This window comes from Erwinia piriflorinigrans CFBP 5888, assembly GCF_001050515.1.
GTDB classification, from domain to species: domain Bacteria; phylum Pseudomonadota; class Gammaproteobacteria; order Enterobacterales; family Enterobacteriaceae; genus Erwinia; species Erwinia piriflorinigrans.
Genome location: NZ_CAHS01000002.1, coordinates 93990 through 113375, shown reverse-complemented (window position 1 = coordinate 113375; position 19386 = coordinate 93990). Strand labels below are relative to the sequence as shown.

The window sequence follows — 19386 nt, the reverse complement described above, 5'->3', positions numbered from 1 at the left end:
GGATTGCTTATTTGCTGCCTGGGATGCTGAAACGCTTGTTGAAGCGATCCACACGACCACCGCTAGCAACATCACGCTGCTTACCGGTGTAGAACGGGTGGCAGTTGCCGCACACGTCCAGGTTCAGGTCGTGACCCACGGTAGAGCGGGTTTTGATTTCGTTACCGCAAGAACATTTAGCAGTAACTTCAGCGTAATTTGGGTGAATACCTTTTCTCATGGGAAAACCTCAGTTAAGGCCGTGTCGCTCTCCCGCGCCAGGAATTCTCCTGCACCGGCACCACACGAAAATTAATAGTTAAGTGAAGTTGATACCAAAATGTCGTACCAACGGCGGCGAATTATACAGAAATTAACCACCCGTTGCAATCGGATCCGCACATTTCGGACGACACAGTGTACACTAACTCGCTCTGTTTTTCACCCGGATGAATTCATGCCCGTTGTTCAGGTCGCGCTACCCGTTCCGCTTGCCCGCAACTTCGATTATTGGTTGCCTCCCCACCTCAACCATGCGGTTATCGGTGGGCGTGTTAGCGTGCCTTTTGGCAAGCGCCGGGCGATTGGCGTGGTGGTGGCGATTGGCGAACACAGCGATTTTCCGCTCGACCAGTTGAAAAGCGTCCATGAGGTACTGGATACCCACTCACTGTATCCCCCTTCCCTATGGCGCATTCTGCTATGGGCAGCGGACTACTATCACTTTCCGTTAGGGGAAGTGCTGTTTCATGCGATGCCGGTGCTGTTGCGACAGGGAAAGGCAGCCGAAGAGGCCCCGCTGTGGCAATGGCTGATAACCGATGAGGGGCGCGCCACCGCACCAGAAAGCCTGAAACGCGCGCCGAAACAGCAGCAGGCGCTGGCCGCATTACGCAACCGGGCACTGTATCGCCATGAAGTCAGTCAGCACGATATCACCGAGGCCACGCTACAGGCGCTGCGCGCTAAAGGGCTGTGTGAGCTACAGCCGCAGCCGCGCGCGCAGCAAGACTGGCGGGAAAACTATGCGCTAAACGGTGAACGCCTGCGATTAAACACGGAACAGGCCACCGCCGTCGGTGCTATCCGCAGCGCCGACGACCAGTTCTCTGCCTGGCTATTGGCGGGGATCACCGGCTCTGGAAAAACCGAGGTCTACCTGAGCGTGCTGGAAAATATTCTCGCCAGCGGCCATCAGGCGCTGGTGCTGGTGCCTGAAATCGGCCTGACGCCACAGACCATCGCCCGTTTTCGCCAGCGTTTTAATGCCCCGGTGGATGTCCTGCATTCCGGGTTAAATGACAGCGAACGTCTCGCCGTATGGCTGCGCGCACGCAGCGGTGAAACGGCGATTGTCATCGGCACCCGTTCGGCGCTGTTTACGCCTTTTGCGCGCCTGGGTGCGATCATTATTGATGAAGAGCATGACAGCTCCTACAAACAGCAGGAGGGCTGGCGCTATCACGCTCGCGATCTGGCGGTATTTCGCGCGCGCCAGGAAAATATCCCCATCGTGATGGGTTCCGCCACCCCGGCGCTGGAAACTTTGCATAACGTTCAGCTGGGGAAATATCGCCAGCTGAACCTGAGTAAGCGTGCCGGAAATGCCACCAGGGCGACACAGGTGCTGGTCGACCTGAAAGGCGTTAAGTTGCAGGGCGGCCTGTCGCCGATGCTGATCAAAAAAATCGGCCAGCATCTGAAAGCGGACAACCAGGTACTGCTGTTTCTCAACCGCCGTGGCTTCTCTCCCACCCTGCTGTGCCACGAATGCGGCTGGATTGCCGAATGCCAGCGCTGCGATCGCTATTACACGCTGCACCAACAACAGCGGCAGCTACGCTGCCACCACTGCGACAGCCAGCGCCCAATCCCGCACCAGTGTCCGCAATGTGGATCAACGCATTTAGTGCCCGTTGGCCTGGGAACAGAACAGCTTGAGCTCAACCTCACCGGGCTGTTCCCCGGCGTGCCGTTGACCCGTATCGACCGTGATACCACCAGTCGTAAAGGGGCGTTGGAGCAGCAGCTGGCGGAAGTGCATCGCGGCGGCGCACGCCTCCTTGTCGGTACGCAGATGCTGGCGAAAGGCCACCACTTTCCGGATGTCACGCTGGTGTCACTGCTGGATGTAGACGGCGCCCTCTTTTCCGCTGACTTCCGCTCATCTGAACGATTTGCTCAACTTTATACCCAGGTCGCCGGACGCGCCGGACGTGCTGGTAAACAGGGCGAAGTCGTCCTGCAAACTCATCACCCCGAACATCCGCTACTGCAAACGTTACTGCATCAGGGCTATGACGCGTTCGCCAGCCAGGCACTCAGCGAACGTAATAGCGTATTTCTGCCGCCGTTCACCAGCCATGCGCTGTTCCGCGCCGAAGATCATGACAACCAGCAGGCCAGCCTGTTCCTGCAACAGCTGCGTAACCTGCTAGAGGCCAGCCCACTCAAGGATCACTCTTTTTGGGTGATGGGCCCGGTTCCAGCATTGCAGGCTAAACGCGGGGGGCGTTATCGCTGGCAGTTACTGCTACAGCATCCTTCCCGCGCGCACCTTCAACGCCTAATCAAAACCAGCCTGCCGCTGATTGGCACTTTGCCCCAGTCGCGCAAGGTCAAATGGACGCTTGATATCGATCCGACAGAGAGCTGAACCTGTCACCGTCTGCATGGCAAAGTTGCGTAGCGGATCGAAAAAAGTCGCACAAGTCACAATCTTTATGCAAATTAAGTCACATCGTAACGCTATATTTGTTAACAATGCGGGTTTGTCGGCTCAGGTATCCCAATCTGAATCACTGTAAAATGTCATCTTTATCAGTTAGTCAGGTCAGTGGCTCAAGCTGGCGTGAGGAGAGAAGCGTTGGAGCACAATCAAGATACCACCGTGGCGACCATGAAGGACGTGGCGAAAAAAGCAGGCGTATCCACGGCAACGGTCTCCCGCGCCCTGATGAATCCCGAAAAGGTTTCTGCCGCCACGCGCAGCAAAGTTGAACTGGCGGCCGTTGCCGTTGGCTACTCGACTCATTCCATCGCTCGTCACGCGAGGCGTAGTGAGTCACGCACTGTACTGGTGATTGTCCCGGATATCTGCGACCCTTTTTTCAGTGAAATTATCCGTGGCATTGAAGTGGTCGCCACCCGTCATGGTTACCTGGTGCTGATCGGAGACTGCGCGCACCAGAACAACCAAGAGAAATCGTTCCTTAATATGATGCTGACGCGTCAGATCGACGGCATGGTGCTGCTGGGCTCGCAAGTCCCGTTTGACACCAGCATGGAAGACCCGCGTCTTTTGCCGCCAATGGTTATGGCCAATGAGTTTGCCCCGGAGCGGGAAATACCGACGGTGCATATCGACAATCTGACCGCAGCGTTTGAAGCGGTTAACCATTTACAAAAGCTCGGCCACCGCCGTATAGCCTGTATTTCCGGGCCAGAGGAGATGCCGCTGTGCCAGTATCGCCTGGAGGGCTATATTCAGGCACTGCGTCGCCACGGGGCCCCCGTGGAGCCGCAATATATCGTGCGCGGTGACTTCACATTCGATGCCGGCTCCCAGGCAATGAAACAGCTGATGAAGCTGCCAAAACCGCCCGACGCGCTGTTCTGCCACAGCGATATTATTGCTTTGGGGGCCATGTCACAGGCGAAAAATATGGGCCTGCGTGTGCCACAAGACCTGTCGATTATCGGTTTTGATGATATTGAACTGTCACGCTATAGCGATCCGCAGTTAACCACCGTCGCCCAACCGCGATTCAGCATAGGTCGCGAAGCGATGCTACTCTTGCTAGAGCAGTTACAGGGAAAAACCGTCAGCAACGGCTCAAGACTGTTGGATTTTGAATTGAAGATCCGTGGCAGTACTGCCCCTTCGCTACGCGAACATAACTAAAATTTCTGCGGTAAGGGATATCCCTCATGCCGCAGAGAAAATCAGCGCATTCTTAGTAAGATCGCCGCTGGTCAAACTTCCGCCCCTTGAGTAACATGGCGGACCATAGCCGGGCACCAGTATCAACGCGACCCGGCCCTCCCTTTCATAGAATATTAGCGGAACGATAGTGGCACAAAAAGATTATGTAAGCCGCGAGCGGGCGACAGGGACGCGTCGTAAAAAGACCAACAGTCGCAGCAAAAAACGCAGCAGTGGATCTGGCGTATCAAAAATCATGGTCGTGCTGGCGGTTGCCGTTCTGGTCACCTTTGTAGGTGGCCTGTGGTTTATTGCGCATCATAAAAAAGAAGAAACACCGACGATACCGGATCACAAAGCAACCGGTAATGGGCTGCCACCCAAGCCCGAAGAGCGCTGGCGCTACATAAAAGAGCTGGAGAATCGCCAGATTGGCGTCCCTACGCCGACGGAACCGACGTCAGGTGGTGAAGCGCATTCTCAGGCGCAGCTCACCGATGAGCAACGCCAGCTACTGGATCAGATGCAGGCGGATATGCGCCAGCAGCCAACCCAGCTCAACGAAGTGCCGTGGAACGAGCAAACCCCCGCGCAACGCCAGCAGACCATACAGCGTCAGCAGCAGAATCAGCTACAGCAGCAGTCGCGCACGCCACCGCCGCAAACTCAGCCGCAACGCTCTCCTGCTGTGCCTGTCCATCCTGTTGCACCGCCAGCGCGTGAGCCGGTACGTCAGGCTAAACCGGAAGCTTCCGAGCAGCAAAAAGTTGAAAACAAACCAAAAGAAGCGGAAAAACAGACGACTCAGCGTTGGGTCTTACAGTGTGGTTCATTTAAAGGGACTGACCAGGCCGAGTCCGTCCGCGCCCAGCTGGCATTTGAAGGATTCGAAAGCCGCATCACCACCGGCGGCGGCTGGAATCGTGTTGTTATCGGTCCATATAACAGTCGCAGTACGGCTGACTCTATTCTGAAACGCCTGCATGGCTCCGGCCATTCAAATTGTATTCCTGTTGCAACCGGGGGTTGAAACCTCCCAAATCCACCCCATATCTGGTTACATCTGCGCCCCACACAAGACGTGTGGGGCCGTATTTTTGACGGTAACAAGGGGTCTGCCCATGACAACAATAGTAAGCGTACGACGTAACGGCCAGGTAGTTATTGGCGGTGATGGCCAGGCTACCCTCGGCAATACGGTAATGAAAGGCAACGTAAAAAAAGTACGTCGTCTCTACAATGACAAAGTCATTGCTGGTTTTGCTGGCGGTACTGCAGACGCTTTTACCCTGTTTGAACTTTTTGAGCGCAAACTGGAAATGCACCAGGGCCACCTGGTCAAAGCGGCAGTGGAACTGGCGAAAGACTGGCGTACCGATCGTATGCTGCGCAAGCTGGAAGCTCTGCTGGCGGTGGCTGACGAAAATGCCTCACTGATCATTACCGGCAATGGTGACGTGATCCAACCTGAAAACGACCTGATTGCCATCGGTTCAGGCGGCCCATATGCTCAGGCAGCAGCGCGGGCGCTATTGGAAAATACCGACATCGGCGCGCGCGACATTGTGGAGAAAGCGCTGGGTATTGCAGGTGATATCTGCATCTATACCAACCATAACCTCACCATCGAAGAATTACCCTCCAAAGCGTAAGGATCCTAATTTATGTCAGCTATGACTCCGCGCGAGATTGTCAGCGAACTGAACAGATTTATCATCGGCCAGGATGGCGCTAAGCGTGCGGTGGCGATTGCCCTGCGTAACCGCTGGCGCCGTATGCAGCTGGACGAAGAGTTGCGTCATGAAGTGACGCCAAAAAACATCCTGATGATCGGCCCAACCGGTGTGGGTAAAACTGAAATTGCCCGTCGTCTGGCCAAACTGGCCAATGCGCCTTTCATTAAAGTTGAGGCGACCAAATTTACTGAAGTGGGTTATGTGGGTAAGGAAGTGGATTCGATTATTCGCGATCTGACCGATTCTGCGATCAAAATGGTCCGTTCTCAGGCAATTGAGAGAAACCGCTATCGCGCCGAAGAAATGGCAGAAGAGCGTATTCTTGACGTGCTGATCCCCCCGGCAAAAAACAACTGGGGCCAGAACGAAACCCCGGCGGAACCTTCCTCTGCACGCCAGTCATTCCGCAAAAAACTGCGTGAAGGGCAGCTGGACGATAAAGAAATTGAGATCGACCTGGCGGCCATTTCCGGCGGCGTGGAAATTATGGCACCTCCGGGTATGGAAGAGATGACCAGCCAGCTACAGTCAATGTTCCAGAACATCGGCGGTCAGAAGCAGAAACCGCGCAAGCTGAAAATCAAAGAAGCCATGAAGCTGCTGGTGGAAGAGGAAGCGGCCAAGCTGGTTAACCAGGAAGAACTGAAACAGGAAGCCATCGACGCGGTCGAACAACATGGCATCGTGTTTATCGATGAGATCGATAAAGTCTGTAAACGCGGCGAATCATCCGGCCCGGACGTTTCGCGTGAAGGCGTTCAGCGCGATCTGCTGCCGCTGGTGGAAGGCTGTACCGTATCGACGAAACACGGCATGGTGAAAACTGACCATATTCTGTTTATTGCTTCCGGTGCTTTCCAGGTTGCCAGCCCGTCAGATTTGATCCCGGAGCTACAGGGCCGTCTGCCTATTCGCGTCGAGCTACAGGCACTGACCACCAATGACTTCGAACGGATCCTGACGGAGCCAAGCGCCTCTATCACCGTCCAGTACAAAGCGCTGATGAATACCGAAGGGGTAAATATCAGCTTTACGCCAGACGGGATCAGCAAAATTGCCGCCGCTGCCTGGCAGGTGAATGAAACCGCAGAGAATATCGGCGCCCGCCGTCTGCATACCGTGCTTGAGCGTCTGATGGAGGAGATCTCCTATGATGCCAGCGACCTTAACGGTCAGTCGATCACCATTGATGCCGAGTATGTCAGTAAGCATCTGGATGAACTGGTCGCCGACGAAGACCTCAGCCGCTTTATTTTGTAATCCTGATCTCAACCCGGCATCATCGCCGGGTTTTTTGTGTTCACTCACCTCATAGCGACTTCTGCCATCGGCGGCATGGTTTTTTCATGCTTGTGCATCAAGGATTAACAACTGATGATTTTGCCAACAGCCATCGTTAAGCGATATACTTAATCTCCCTCTGGCAAACAGACGAAAACCTTATGAAATACGATACGTCAGAACTGTGCGACATCTATCACGAAGAAGTGAACGTCGTTGAACCGCTTTTCTCAAACTTTGGTGGACGCACCTCGTTTGGCGGGCAAATTATCACGGTCAAATGTTTCGAGGACAACGGTCTGCTGTATGATTTGCTGGAGGAGAACGGTCGTGGCCGCATTCTGCTGGTTGATGGCGGTGGTTCGGTGCGGCGTGCGCTGGTTGATGCGGCTCTCGCCAGACTAGCGCTGAATAATGAGTGGGAAGGCATTGTGGTTTATGGATCGGTGCGCCAGGTAGATGACCTGGAAGAGCTGGATATTGGTATTCAGGCAATTGCCGCCATCCCAGCCGGTGCTGCCGGTGAAGGCATTGGTGAAAGCGATGTGCGGGTGAATTTCGGCGGCGTCACCTTCTTCTCTGGCGACCACCTGTATGCTGACAATACCGGCATGATCCTGTCTGAAGATCCGCTCGATATCGAATAGCTCAATCGCATAGCAAAACGGGTGCCACAGGCACCCGTTCTCAGCTTTCGCTCTCTGTTTTAACGAGGGAGAAGCATCAGACCTCTTCCATTTTTCCCAGCAGTGCCCGTAGGCGATCTTGCCAGACGTGCTGCTCTTCCTTCAGCTGCTGATTCTCACGCACCAGCGCTTCGCTGTTGCCGGACGCCTGCTGAACCTGATTGTTCAGATTACCGTTTTGTTCTTTTAGCTCTTCGATTTCCATCTGCAACAGCGTGATGGTATCAATCGCCTGCTGTACTTTCGCTTCCAGTTTCTCAAACACTTCAAATGACATTTCTCTAACCTCTCCTAATCGCAGGGCATTGATGATGCTAGCCGCAGGGGTGAGGAATGAACCGGCATTCCGCGGATAACAACGATGTATCGATTGTAAGTAGAGCAGCAGCGCAAGTCCAGCAGCTAACCCTACAGCGAGGGCAGTCAGTCACAATTTTCGGTCTACACCTGGCGCAGACTTCTTTCACCCCCATCCATTATCCAGTTCGCGTCAAGAAAATGCGCAGTTTACAGGCAACCCGACGTGCGCCGTGAACGTTCCCAAAAGCAAAAAGACGCGAAAACGCTCATTTTCATGACGCAGAACACATTTTTTGATTTCGCTATTTCTCGTTAATGCTCGTTAACGATAAATTCACATTGAACCTACAAATAAGATGCGAGAGCTTCAGCGCTGTCGACAAAAAAACAACAATCCATAACCTCGCCTACAGGAATGACATGATGAGTAATGCAACAAGTACACTAAAGGGGCAGTGCATCGCGGAATTTCTCGGCACGGCCACCATAATTTTCTTCGGAGCCGGTTGCGTCGCCGCAATGAAAGTGGCGGATGCCAGCTTTGGCCAGTGGGAAATCAGCATTATTTGGGGCCTTGCCGTGGCGATGGCGGTTTATCTCACTGCGGGCATTTCAGGCGCACACCTCAATCCCGCCGTCAGCGTAGCCATGTGGCTGTTTGCCAACTTTGATGGCCGCAAGGTCATTCCTTTTGCTATCGCGCAGGTGGCTGGCGCATTTTGTTCCGCCGCGCTGGTTTACGCCCTGTATCATAATCTGTTCCTCGACTACGAGCAGACTCATCAAATGGTACGCGGCAGCGTGGAAAGCCTCGATCTCGCCGGGGTCTTCTCTACCTACCCTAATCCGCATATCAGCGTCGGCCAGGCGTTTCTGGTTGAATTAGTCATTACCGCGATTATGATGGCGCTGATTATGGCACTTACCGATGACGGCAATGGCCTGCCGCGTGGTCCAATCGCCCCGCTGCTGATTGGTTTGCTGATTGCCACCATCGGGGCATCAATGGGCCCACTGACCGGTTTTGCCCTTAACCCGGCGCGAGATTTCGGCCCCAAGCTCTTCGCCTGGGCCGCTGGTTGGGGTAACGTTGCCTTCACCGGCGCTCGTGATATCCCCTATTTCCTTGTGCCGATTTTCGGCCCACTGTTTGGTGCCAGCCTCGGAGCCTTTGGCTATCGCGCCCTGATTGCCAGCAACCTTCCGGGTAAGGTTGTGGAAAAACACCCAGAATCAGCGTCACGCGCTAAACCATAAAAAAGCGTAATCCTGCTTACCGCTTATCCATCAGGAAGAGACTATGACCGTCGAAAAAAAATACATCGTTGCCCTCGATCAGGGAACCACCAGTTCCCGTGCCGTTATCCTCGATCATGACGCCAATATTGTCGCGGTGTCGCAACGCGAGTTTCAGCAAATCTACCCGAAAGCGGGCTGGGTGGAACATGATCCGATGGATATCTGGGCTTCGCAAAGCTCCACCCTGGTGGAAGTGTTGGCGCATGCGGATATCAATTCCGATGAAATTGCCGCTATTGGCATCACTAATCAGCGCGAAACGACGATTATCTGGGATAAACAGACCGGTAAACCGATCTATAACGCCATTGTCTGGCAGGATCCGCGCACTGCCGATTACTGCGCAAAGCTGAAAAAAGAGGGGCTGGAAGAGTACATTCGCCACACCACCGGCCTGGTGATTAACCCCTATTTCTCCGGCACCAAAGTAAAATGGATCCTTGACCATGTGGAAGGTTCCCGTGAACGCGCACGGCGTGGCGAGCTGCTGTTTGGCACCGTCGACAGCTGGCTGGTCTGGAAGATGACGCAAGGGCGGGTGCACATTACCGATTACACCAACGCCTCGCGTACCATGATGTTCAATATTCATCAGCTGGAATGGGATGCGCGCATGCTGGAGATCCTGGATATCCCGCGTGAAATGCTGCCTGAAGTGAAGTCCTCTTCTGAGGTGTATGGTCAAACCAATATTGGCGGTAAGGGCGGCACGCGCATCCCTATCGCGGGTATTGCTGGTGACCAGCAGGCGGCGCTGTACGGCCAGCTGTGCGTTCAGCCGGGTATGGCGAAAAACACCTACGGCACGGGCTGCTTTATGTTGATGAATACTGGCACTGAAGCCGTCACCTCCACCCACGGCCTGCTAACCACCATCGCCTGTGGCCCGCGCGGTGAGGTGAACTACGCGCTGGAAGGAGCGGTGTTTATCGGCGGCGCGTCGATTCAGTGGCTGCGCGACGAGATGAAGCTAATTAGTGACGCCACGGACTCCGAATATTTTGCGACGAAAGTGAAAGACACCAACGGCGTTTATATGGTTCCCGCCTTTACCGGTTTAGGCGCACCTTACTGGGACCCGTATGCGCGCGGTGCCATCTTCGGCCTGACGCGCGGAGCCAACGCTAACCATATTATCCGCGCCACGCTGGAATCGATCGCCTACCAAACTCGCGATGTACTGGAAGCCATGCAGAACGATGCCAACACCCGCCTGCAATCGCTGCGCGTGGACGGTGGAGCAGTGGCGAATAACTTCCTGATGCAGTTCCAGTCCGATATTCTCGGTACGCGCGTTGAGCGCCCTGAGGTACGTGAAGTGACCGCGTTGGGATCGGCTTATCTGGCAGGGCTGGCCGTTGGCTTCTGGAAAGATCTGGATGAAGTTCGCGCCAAGTCGGTCATCGAACGCGAATTCCGCCCTGGCATCGAAACCACCCAGCGTAATGTGCTGTACTCCGGCTGGAAAAAAGCCGTCAGCCGCGCCAAGGCGTGGGAAGACACAGACGACAGCTAATTCTGTCCGCCCGTGGTCGCGCACCACGGGCAACCTCCCTCCTGCACCTGTTCAGCTACTGATTTTGTCGCGGCTGGCCCAACTTAGGGATCAGGCGGATGTAAATCAGCTCACTCAACAGCTCAACGAAGGTCTGCGTGACAATAATGGCGGGCAGAACCGGGATAGCGCCCGGCACGGCTAGCGCCAGCGGCAGTACCACCAGAGAGTTACGGGTTCCGGCACTAAAGGCCACCGCTCTGGCGGCAGAAGGCTCCAGGCGAAACATGCTGGCGGCAAGCCATCCGGCCAGCGGGGCAAGCACGGCGAAAGCAACGTAGACAGGCACAGCCTGCAAGGCCAGGGGCCAGAGCCCTCCCAGCCGTGGCAGCATGGCCGCCACCACAATAAATAAAACCAGTGCGGTCGCTGGCACCGGCAACAGGCCAAGCCCCTCCGCGACCGAATTTCCCAGCCTGCTATGCCTGCTCCATAACTGCGTGACGGCGGCAAGACACAGCGGAGCCACAATCAGCCAGAGAAAAGCATCAATAAACGGCCCGGGCTGCACCAGCCCTGCGGCCTGCTCCCCGAGAAAGAGATGCAGATAGAACGGAAGCAGCAGCACCTGCGCGATAAGTAATATCGGCGTAGAGGCCAGCAGCAGACGGAAATCACCGCGACCAAGCTGGGAAAACGTCACAACATAGTCGATACAGGGCGTCAGAAGAACCAGCAGCACGCCGAGCAGTAGCAGCGTATTTTGCGGCAGAAACGGTATCAGGATGGCGACCAGAGCGGGGATAAACAGAAAATTAGCCACCAGCAGAGGTAACAGGAAGCGTAACCGTGTTACCGCCTTGCCAAGCCCGGCCAGCGGAATCTGTAGAAAGGTCACAAACAGCATCAATGCCAATGCCGGGTTAATAGCAGATGCCAGAACGGGCGTACCGGGCAGAACCAAGGCGGCTAAGCCAGCGATCGCTATCGCGCTAAAATAAATGCTCACCTGGTGGTGTTCAAAGCCATTCCTGAGACGATTGGCCATGTTAGCGGCAGATGCAGACATGAAAAATCCTTTTGTTATGGCGTGAACGTTCACTGCCGGACTGTGGAGGATAACGCTTTATTTTCAGTCATATTGCCCTGTGTTTGCGTGAAATTTATCGCATCCCGATCGGTTTCACCAGACCACAGGTGATATGCAACGCCAGAGCCCTGATAAATAAGGCCGTAACGATGATAAACTTCCCACCTGATTACTTTCCCGAGGCATGTCATGAAACGAGAACTGGCGATTGAATTTTCCCGTGTCACCGAAGCCGCCGCGCTGGCTGGCTATCAGTGGCTGGGCCGTGGCGATAAAAATGCGGCAGACGGCGCGGCGGTACACGCGATGCGTATTATGCTCAATAAGGTCGATATCGACGGGCAGATCGTGATTGGCGAAGGGGAAATTGATGAAGCGCCGATGCTGTATATCGGTGAAAAAGTCGGTACCGGAAGCGGTGACGCGGTGGATATTGCCGTTGATCCGATTGAAGGCACGCGTATGACCGCGCTGGGCCAGGCCAACGCACTGACGGTGATGGCCGTGGGCGATCAGGGCACGTTCCTGCACGCCCCGGATATGTATATGGAAAAACTGGTGGTCGGCCCCGCAGCGAAAGGCTCTATTGACCTGAACCTGCCGCTGGAAGAAAACCTGCAACGTATCGCCCTTGCCATCAACAAACCGCTAAGCGAACTGACGGTCACGCTGCTGGCAAAGCCGCGCCATGATGAAGTGATTGCCCGTCTGCAACAGCTCGGCGTGCGCGTATTTACCTTCCCGGATGGCGATGTCGCTGCCTCAATCCTTACCTGTATGCCAGACAGCGAAGTCGATGTGATGTATGGCATCGGCGGTGCGCCGGAGGGCGTGATCTCCGCTGCGGTGATCCGCGCGCTGGATGGTGATATGCAGGGCCGCCTGCTGGCGCGGCACGAGGTGAAGGGCGATAGCGTTGAAAATCGTCGTCTCGGCGAGCAGGAACAGGCGCGATGCCGTGAAATGGGCATTGAGGCCGGCCAGGTACTGGCTCTGGAGCAGATGGCGCGCAACGATAATGTGATTTTCTCTGCCACCGGTATCACCAGCGGCGACCTGCTCAAAGGCATCACGCGCAAAGGCAATATGGCGACCAGCGAAACGCTGCTGATCCGTGGTAAATCGCGCACCATTCGCCGCATCCAGTCGACTCATTATCTCGACCTGAAAGACGAGAACCTGCATCCCTATATTTTGTAATCCACCCGCTGGCGGGCCGGGCAAAAAACAGCCCGGCCGCTGGCGTTTAAGCCGTATGCGGTTCCGGCTCCTTAGACAGAGGTAGCCAGCACAGCAGGATCAGCAGCGCGGTGGCAAACATCAGCATACCCAGACTGAACTGACCATTTTGCGGCAGCATGGCCGACAGCCACGCGGTAAGGCCCGACCCCAGGTTCTGTAACCCGCCCACCAGCGCTCCGGCCGTACCCGCCATATAGGGCCACGGCTCCATTGCTCCGGTCGTCGCCAGTGGAAACAGCATCCCGGCACCAAAAAAGAACAGCGATGCCGGCACGATCAGCGTCCACAGGTTCATTATCCCCAGCCAGCCGGGGATCCACATCATGACGCCCGCCAGCAGGCAGCTGTTTACCGCGTACCACATCACGTTGACAAAAGGTTTGTCGCTGCGTCCGGCGAACCAGGCCCCGAAGAATGCGGCGGGCAGAGGCAGAATAAACAGCAGGCTGATAGCAAGGCTGCTCATTCCCAGCACGCCGCCCATCAGTACGCCGCAGCTGGCCTCAAACACCGCAATCCCGGCCAGCGCACCAATCAGGATAACCAGATAGCGGATAAAATGACCATCGGCCAGTAGCGGTCGATAGCGCGAGAAAAAAGGCCGCTGCGGCTGGCCCACGGGACGGGTCTCCGGCAGCCAGCGCAGCATTGCCGCCGTCACCATCAGACACAGCAGCAGTAAGAAGGCAAAACACGCCTGCCAGCCAAACAGATACGTCAACCCGGCCCCGATGACGGGCGCAATCAGCGGGCTGATCAAAATGCCCATATTCAACAGGCTGTTGGCATGACGCAGGGCGCTGCCGGCATAGAGATCGCGTGGCATGGTACGCGCCATCACCCCGGCTACGCCGGTGCCCATTCCCTGAATGGCCGCTCCCAGGACCAGCCCATTCAGGCTGTCCGCCAGCAGTGCGGTAACGCAGCCTGCAATAAACACCGCCATACCCAGCAGGATCACCGGGCGACGACCAATGCTGTCTGATAACGGGCCATAAAACAGCTGCGATGCGCCATAGGTCATCAGGTAGGCCGCCATCACACGCTGCACCATTCCGTCACCAATATGAAACGCCTCGGCAATAGTCGGCATTGCCGGAACATAGATGGTCTGTGCCATCTGCCCCACCGCCAGTAAAGCAATCAGCATCACCAGCAGATACCCGTTTTCAATCTTTTTCATCGACTCACATCAGTATAATTTGTGGAAAAAAGCCTTTATCCAGCAGGATACGCCGGGATACCCGGAATTATGGCGATGAAAATATCAGGAATATCAGACAAAGCGAGTGGAATTGCGCAAATAGCTGGGGTGATGCTGTCAGTAATTAAAGGCGCAGCTGTAAGTTTTTTTTTACGCCTGTCGTTATTCGTGCGCATACTTTGTCTATAAGAGCTTTCATTCTGGTCGCTAGCTGGAAAAAATCATCATGGTTGGTGAAGATAGCCGCAGAAACGCCAATCATGCCGCAAGCGAATTTAAGGAGTTTTTTATGGCCGTATGGGTTAACGCACGCGTGAAAAAAGTCTCCGACTGGACCGACAGTTTGTTCAGCCTGACGGTAACCGCCCCCATCGACCCGTTTACCGCCGGGCAATACGCCAAGCTGGCGCTGGAAATAGATGGCGAACGTGTGGTTCGCGCTTACTCCTATGTAAATGCACCGGGCAATACAGATCTGGAGTTCTATCTGGTCACCGTGCCGCTGGGCAAGCTGAGTCCAAAATTACATGCGTTGCAACCCGGCGAGGAGGTGATGATCACCGCCGATGCCCAGGGATTCTTTATCCTCGATGAGATCCCGCCGTGCGAAACGCTATGGATGCTGGCGACCGGTACCGCCATCGGCCCGTATCTGTCGATCCTACAGGAAGGGAAAGGTCTGGAGCGCTTTAAAAATATCGTACTGGTTCATGCGGCGCGCTACGCGAGGGATTTGAGTTATCTGCCACTCATGCAACAGCTACAGCAGCGTTACAGCGGACAGCTACAGATCCACACCGTAGTCAGTCGTGAAGAGAGTGCGGGTTCACTGACCGGTAGAGTCCCCGCGCTGATTGAAAACGGGCAGTTGGAAGCCGTCACCGGGCTGAAGATTGATGCCGAAAACAGCCATGTGATGCTGTGCGGCAACCCGCAGATGGTGCGAGATACGCAACAGTTACTGAAAGAGAGCCGGGGCATGCGTAAACATCTCAAACGCAAACCGGGGCATATGACCAGCGAGCACTACTGGTAATCAGCCGTCCTGCGGCGCAGGAACACCACCGACTGCGCCGGTTTACCAAAACGGTTATCGGAAGTCTGACCGGCAAATCCGCCCAGTTCGACCAACATGCCGACCATAATCAGGGTCGGAATAAAACGCCCCACCAGCCACTGCGCCTCTTTGGGCAGCATCGCCCAGTTGCCCGCCATCAGCATCCAGGCGATGACCATCAGCAGCGCCCACTGCCCGCCTTTATTACGGTCGTGCAGACGTTTCACCAGCACCGCACTGGCTGGCCACAGTAAAGACACCACGCAAAAGGCAGCGGTTTGTGTATCGAGCAAACCATTGCCCGCCAGCGTAAACAGCAGCAACAACATCAGCAGCCAGCAAAGCTGCCAAATCCAGAAGTCGCGCCGCCCCAGACGGCCGCGATAAGAGAAACACCAGTGTTGTAAGGTCATTATTTTTATCTCAGAGTTCGGGTGCCTTTGACTTGGACGGCCATTGTCCGTTTAATCTTGGGCTGGACAGACAGACAGAGGCCGACAAAATGAAAAGAGCAATTTGGGCAGGGATTGCACTGATTAGCGCCATAACGACAACGGCAACAAACGCCGCTGTCGATCCGTCAAGCCGGACGGAACCGATATCGGCAGCGCCGTACTTGCAGACAGGATCGCCCACATTCGATATGACTATTGCCCAGTTTCGCGAGAAGTATAATGCGGCAAACACGACATTGCCTCTGGTTGAATACCGTGCGATTGATAGCCAGAATGACAAGAGCAATCTGACGCGTGCAGCCAGTAAGATCAATGAAAATCTTTACTCCTCCACCGCGCTGGAACACGGTACGGGAAAAATCAAAACATTACAGCTTACCTGGCTACCGATACCCGGCCCCGAACAGAAAGTCTCACGCGAGAAGGCGCTGGCTTACATGGCCGCATTTGTCCGCTTTTTCGAGCCAATGCTCAGCGCAGAAAAGAGTCTTCAGCGGGTAAATACCCTGCTGGCAGAGGGCAAAGGTTCGCGTTTTTATCAGAAAACGGATGGTGCGCTGCGCTATATCGTGGCGGATAATGGCGAAAAAGGACTGACTTTCGCGGTGGAGCCGGTGAAATTGGCGCTGGCAACACCTTGAAATCCCGAGTCCAAAGGATGACAAAAAGCAAAGCCTTTCCAAGGTTTACTCTCTATACTGTCTGGCAGACAATGCTGTCCGTCGGCAGCTTTAACACTCTCTAAGCGTGGAGGATACAATGCGACATCCATTAGTTATGGGTAACTGGAAACTGAACGGCAACAAACACATGGTCAACGAACTGATCGCCGGTCTGCGTACCGAGTTAAGCGGCGTTGATGGCTGTGGTGTGGCGATTGCCCCGCCTGTTATCTATCTGGAGCAGGCGAAACAGGCCATTTCCGGCAGCCCTGTCGCCCTGGGTGCGCAGAACGTTGACGTTAACCTGTCAGGCGCTTTCACCGGTGAAGTCTCTGCCGACATGCTGAAAGATATCGGCGCGCAGTACATTATTATTGGCCACTCCGAACGCCGTACCTGGCACGCAGAAAGCGACGAAGCTATCGCGAAGAAATTTGCCGTGCTGAAGCAGACGGGTCTGATCCCGGTACTGTGCATTGGTGAAACCGAAGCGGAAAACGAAGCGGGTAAAACCGAAGAAGTTTGCGCACGTCAGATCGATGCCGTACTGAACACCCAGGGCGCTGACGCTTTCACCGGCGTGGTGATCGCTTACGAACCCGTATGGGCAATCGGCACGGGCAAATCAGCGACTCCTGCTCAGGCTCAGGCGGTGCACAAATTTATCCGCGACCATATCGCCAAGAAAGACGCGACGGTGGCCGCACAGGTCATCATTCAGTACGGTGGTTCTGTGAACGATAAAAATGCGGCAGAGCTGTTTGCTCAGCCAGATATCGACGGTGCCCTGGTGGGCGGCGCATCCCTGAAGGCAGATGCTTTCGCCGTGATTGTTAAAGCGGCGGCGGCGGCGAAAAAAGCCTGATGCGGTGATCCTGCCCCACGCGGGGCAGGATTTGCTGTCCTGTTTCACCCACGTCTTTCTCCGTCTTGCTCCAGACGTCATCCTTTTATCTGCGTACAATACCGCATCCTGCCCTGCCCCGAACTCAGCACCCGGCCTGCTCAACGACTTTATCGGCCATTACCCCGCCCGACCGCTACGCTTGCGCCAATCAAAGCAGGTAAATTAACGCGAACTATCCCAGAAGCAGGCAAAATCAACGCCGACGATGCAACGTTCGTTATCAATGTTACTTATTTTGTGACTGCTATGATTCTTACTTTTAATCTTTAAACAATTTTTTAATTACCCCGTAACAATGGTATATTTCTAAAGCATTTGCACAGCGTTCAACCTCCCCTAAATTCATGTGGTTTTTCACTGTATGCAATCCAGAAAGGGCGAGGCAGTCAAACTGGTTGTCGACTCCCCTGCGCTATTTCTTTAGTTAACATGTTGATTTTACTCAACACACGGAGATGTCGTCTCATGCGCAAAATGGCAGTAGACAAGCACGTCGATGTATTACTTATCGGGGGTGGAGTCATGAGCGCCACACTCGGTACTTACCTGCAAGAGCTGGAGCCGGAATGGCGCATCAGCATGGTCGAACGACTGGACGGTGTGGCAGAAGAGAGCTCGAACGGCTGGAATAATGCCGGAACTGGCCACTCAGCCCTGATGGAGCTGAACTACACCCCAGAAAATGCGGACGGTTCCGTCAGCATTAAAAAAGCGATAGAGATTAATGAAGCGTTCCAGATTTCTCGTCGTTTCTGGGCACATCAGGTGCAACGCAATGTGATGAGCAACCCGAAAAGCTTTATCACCAGCGTGTCGCATATGAGCTTCGTCTGGGGTGACGCCAACGTCAATTTCCTGAAAAAACGTTTCACGGCGCTACAGCAGAGCACGCTGTTCCGTGGTATGGAGTTCTCCGAAGATCCGCGCCAGATTAAAGAGTGGGTACCACTGGTGATGGAAGGTCGTGACCACACGCAGAAAGTGGCGGCAACGCGTATTCCGACCGGAACGGACGTTAACTTCGGGGAAATCACGCGGCAGCTGGTGGCATCGCTCCAAAAAAGCGACAAATTTGAGCGTCAGACCAGCCACGAAGTGCGCGCCCTCAAACGTCATGCCGATGGCAGCTGGAACGTCACCGTATCCGACCTGAAAAATAACGATGAAAAAACAGTCATCAGGGCAAAGTACGTCTTTATTGGGGCGGGCGGGGCCGCGCTGACGCTGCTGCAACAATCGGATATACCAGAGGCAAAAAACTACGCAGGATTCCCGGTTGGCGGTGAGTTCCTCGTGACCGACAACCCGGAGCTGGTGAAACACCATCATTCGAAGGTGTATGGTAAAGCTTCCGTTGGCGCACCGCCGATGTCGGTTCCGCATCTGGATTCCAGAGTGCTGGACGGCAAACAGGTGCTGCTATTTGGCCCCTTCGCCACCTTCTCGACCAAGTTCCTGAAACAGGGCTCCCTGTGGGATATGTTCAGTTCGATTACCCCGTCGAACCTGACGCCGATGCTGCGTGTCGGTCTTGATAATTTTGATCTGGTGAAGTATCTGGTAGGACAGGTGATGCTGAGTGAAGATGATCGCATTGGTGCATTGCGCGAGTACTTCCCGCAGGCGCAGAAGCACGACTGGCGCAGAGTCAAAGCCGGCCAGCGCGTGCAGATCATCCAAAAAGATGCCAATAAGGGCGGCGTGCTGAAGCTGGGTACCGAAGTGGTCACCTCGCAGGATGGCACCATATCGGCGCTGCTTGGCGCATCTCCCGGCGCTTCTACCGCAGCCCCCATCATGCTGGAACTGATGAGCAAAGTGTTTAAACAGCAGATGGTCACGCCGGAATGGCAGAGCAAACTGAAGGCGATTATTCCGTTCTATGGACAGAAACTAAACGGTAATGTTGCCGCTACCGAGAAAGAACTGGCTGAAACCAGCCGCATCCTGCAGCTTGATTACTCACCGATGGATCCGGCAGCAAACGATGAACCGGCTGTCTCAACCCATTCGGTTATCGGCAAATAAATCTCAATTCGGGCGACCGTGAAAAGGTCGCCTTCATCCT

19 protein-coding genes are annotated in these 19386 nt (G+C 54.9%); 13 read left to right on the top strand and 6 right to left on the bottom strand.

The genetic code is table 11. From position 1 onward, the window contains the following. Positions 1–7 precede the first annotated feature (7 nt). On the bottom strand, positions 8–220 hold the full coding sequence (gene rpmE, locus EPIR_RS00660) for a 50S ribosomal protein L31 (protein ID WP_004154867.1): 213 nt from the start codon (positions 218–220) through the stop codon (positions 8–10). Between the two features lie 216 nt (positions 221–436). Here rpmE and priA point away from each other — a divergent pair, with 216 nt between their 5' ends. The 6 genes from priA (at position 437) to rraA (ending at position 7568) form a co-directional block, all read left to right on the top strand. Then, positions 437–2635, top strand: a complete 2199-nt coding sequence (gene priA / locus EPIR_RS00655) for a primosomal protein N' (protein ID WP_048696601.1) — start codon at positions 437–439, stop codon at positions 2633–2635. 210 nt (positions 2636–2845) lie between these two features. Next, the gene (cytR, locus tag EPIR_RS00650) at positions 2846–3883 is read left to right on the top strand and encodes a DNA-binding transcriptional regulator CytR (protein ID WP_023653364.1); all 1038 of its coding nucleotides are present in this window, start codon (positions 2846–2848) and stop codon (positions 3881–3883) included. Positions 3884–4052: 169 nt separating this feature from the next. Next, positions 4053–4934, top strand: a complete 882-nt coding sequence (gene ftsN, locus EPIR_RS00645) for a cell division protein FtsN (RefSeq protein ID WP_023653363.1) — start codon at positions 4053–4055, stop codon at positions 4932–4934. A 91-nt stretch (positions 4935–5025) separates the two neighbouring features. After that, positions 5026–5556 carry an ATP-dependent protease subunit HslV gene (hslV, locus tag EPIR_RS00640; RefSeq protein ID WP_004154863.1) on the top strand — a complete coding sequence of 177 codons (531 nt, stop codon included), beginning with the start codon at positions 5026–5028 and terminating at the stop codon, positions 5554–5556. 12 nt (positions 5557–5568) lie between these two features. After that, positions 5569–6900, top strand: a complete 1332-nt coding sequence (hslU, locus tag EPIR_RS00635) for an HslU--HslV peptidase ATPase subunit (RefSeq protein ID WP_023653362.1) — start codon at positions 5569–5571, stop codon at positions 6898–6900. 182 nt (positions 6901–7082) lie between these two features. Next, positions 7083–7568: a ribonuclease E activity regulator RraA gene (gene rraA, locus EPIR_RS00630; RefSeq protein ID WP_023653361.1), complete on the top strand. Its 486-nt coding sequence runs from the start codon at positions 7083–7085 to the stop codon at positions 7566–7568. A 76-nt stretch (positions 7569–7644) separates the two neighbouring features. On the opposite strand, the gene zapB is transcribed toward rraA, so the two are convergent. After that, entirely contained in the window at positions 7645–7884 is a 240-nt protein-coding gene (gene zapB / locus EPIR_RS00625) for a cell division protein ZapB (protein WP_023653360.1), read from the bottom strand. Between the two features lie 446 nt (positions 7885–8330). On the opposite strand from zapB, the gene EPIR_RS00620 reads away from it, so the two are divergent. Together EPIR_RS00620 and glpK are read left to right on the top strand one after the other, a co-directional pair. Then, positions 8331–9164, top strand: a complete 834-nt coding sequence (locus EPIR_RS00620) for an MIP/aquaporin family protein (RefSeq protein WP_048696597.1) — start codon at positions 8331–8333, stop codon at positions 9162–9164. Positions 9165–9207: 43 nt separating this feature from the next. Further along, the gene (gene glpK / locus EPIR_RS00615) at positions 9208–10722 is read left to right on the top strand and encodes a glycerol kinase GlpK (protein WP_023653357.1); all 1515 of its coding nucleotides are present in this window, start codon (positions 9208–9210) and stop codon (positions 10720–10722) included. A gap of 55 nt (positions 10723–10777) precedes the next feature. On the opposite strand, the gene EPIR_RS00610 is transcribed toward glpK, so the two are convergent. Continuing rightward, positions 10778–11770 (bottom strand): arsenic resistance protein, encoded by a 993-nt coding sequence (locus EPIR_RS00610; RefSeq protein WP_023653356.1) that lies wholly within the window; start codon positions 11768–11770, stop codon positions 10778–10780. A 210-nt stretch (positions 11771–11980) separates the two neighbouring features. On the opposite strand from EPIR_RS00610, the gene glpX reads away from it, so the two are divergent. After that, on the top strand, positions 11981–12991 hold the full coding sequence (gene glpX / locus EPIR_RS00605) for a class II fructose-bisphosphatase (RefSeq protein ID WP_023653355.1): 1011 nt from the start codon (positions 11981–11983) through the stop codon (positions 12989–12991). A gap of 46 nt (positions 12992–13037) precedes the next feature. Here glpX and emrD read toward each other — a convergent pair whose 3' ends face one another. Together emrD and EPIR_RS18635 are read right to left on the bottom strand one after the other, a co-directional pair. Beyond that, positions 13038–14216 (bottom strand): multidrug efflux MFS transporter EmrD, encoded by a 1179-nt coding sequence (gene emrD, locus EPIR_RS00600; protein ID WP_023653354.1) that lies wholly within the window; start codon positions 14214–14216, stop codon positions 13038–13040. A gap of 35 nt (positions 14217–14251) precedes the next feature. Then, on the bottom strand, positions 14252–14413 hold the full coding sequence (locus EPIR_RS18635; protein WP_157037484.1) for a hypothetical protein: 162 nt from the start codon (positions 14411–14413) through the stop codon (positions 14252–14254). A 113-nt stretch (positions 14414–14526) separates the two neighbouring features. On the opposite strand from EPIR_RS18635, the gene fpr reads away from it, so the two are divergent. Then, entirely contained in the window at positions 14527–15273 is a 747-nt protein-coding gene (fpr, locus tag EPIR_RS00595) for a ferredoxin--NADP(+) reductase (RefSeq protein ID WP_023653352.1), read from the top strand. Here fpr and EPIR_RS00590 read toward each other — a convergent pair. Then, positions 15264–15707 carry a DUF805 domain-containing protein gene (locus tag EPIR_RS00590; RefSeq protein ID WP_023653351.1) on the bottom strand — a complete coding sequence of 148 codons (444 nt, stop codon included), beginning with the start codon at positions 15705–15707 and terminating at the stop codon, positions 15264–15266. The two genes, fpr and EPIR_RS00590, sit on opposite strands and share 10 nt — an antisense overlap. A gap of 89 nt (positions 15708–15796) precedes the next feature. Between EPIR_RS00590 and EPIR_RS00585 the strand changes: the two genes are divergently transcribed. The 3 genes from EPIR_RS00585 (at position 15797) to mqo (ending at position 19346) form a co-directional block, all read left to right on the top strand. Further along, positions 15797–16390 (top strand): DUF1454 family protein, encoded by a 594-nt coding sequence (locus EPIR_RS00585; protein ID WP_023653350.1) that lies wholly within the window; start codon positions 15797–15799, stop codon positions 16388–16390. A gap of 118 nt (positions 16391–16508) precedes the next feature. Continuing rightward, positions 16509–17276 carry a triose-phosphate isomerase gene (gene tpiA, locus EPIR_RS00580; protein WP_023653349.1) on the top strand — a complete coding sequence of 256 codons (768 nt, stop codon included), beginning with the start codon at positions 16509–16511 and terminating at the stop codon, positions 17274–17276. Between the two features lie 471 nt (positions 17277–17747). Further along, the gene (gene mqo / locus EPIR_RS00575; RefSeq protein WP_048696593.1) at positions 17748–19346 is read left to right on the top strand and encodes a malate dehydrogenase (quinone); all 1599 of its coding nucleotides are present in this window, start codon (positions 17748–17750) and stop codon (positions 19344–19346) included. Positions 19347–19386: the final 40 nt, after the last annotated feature.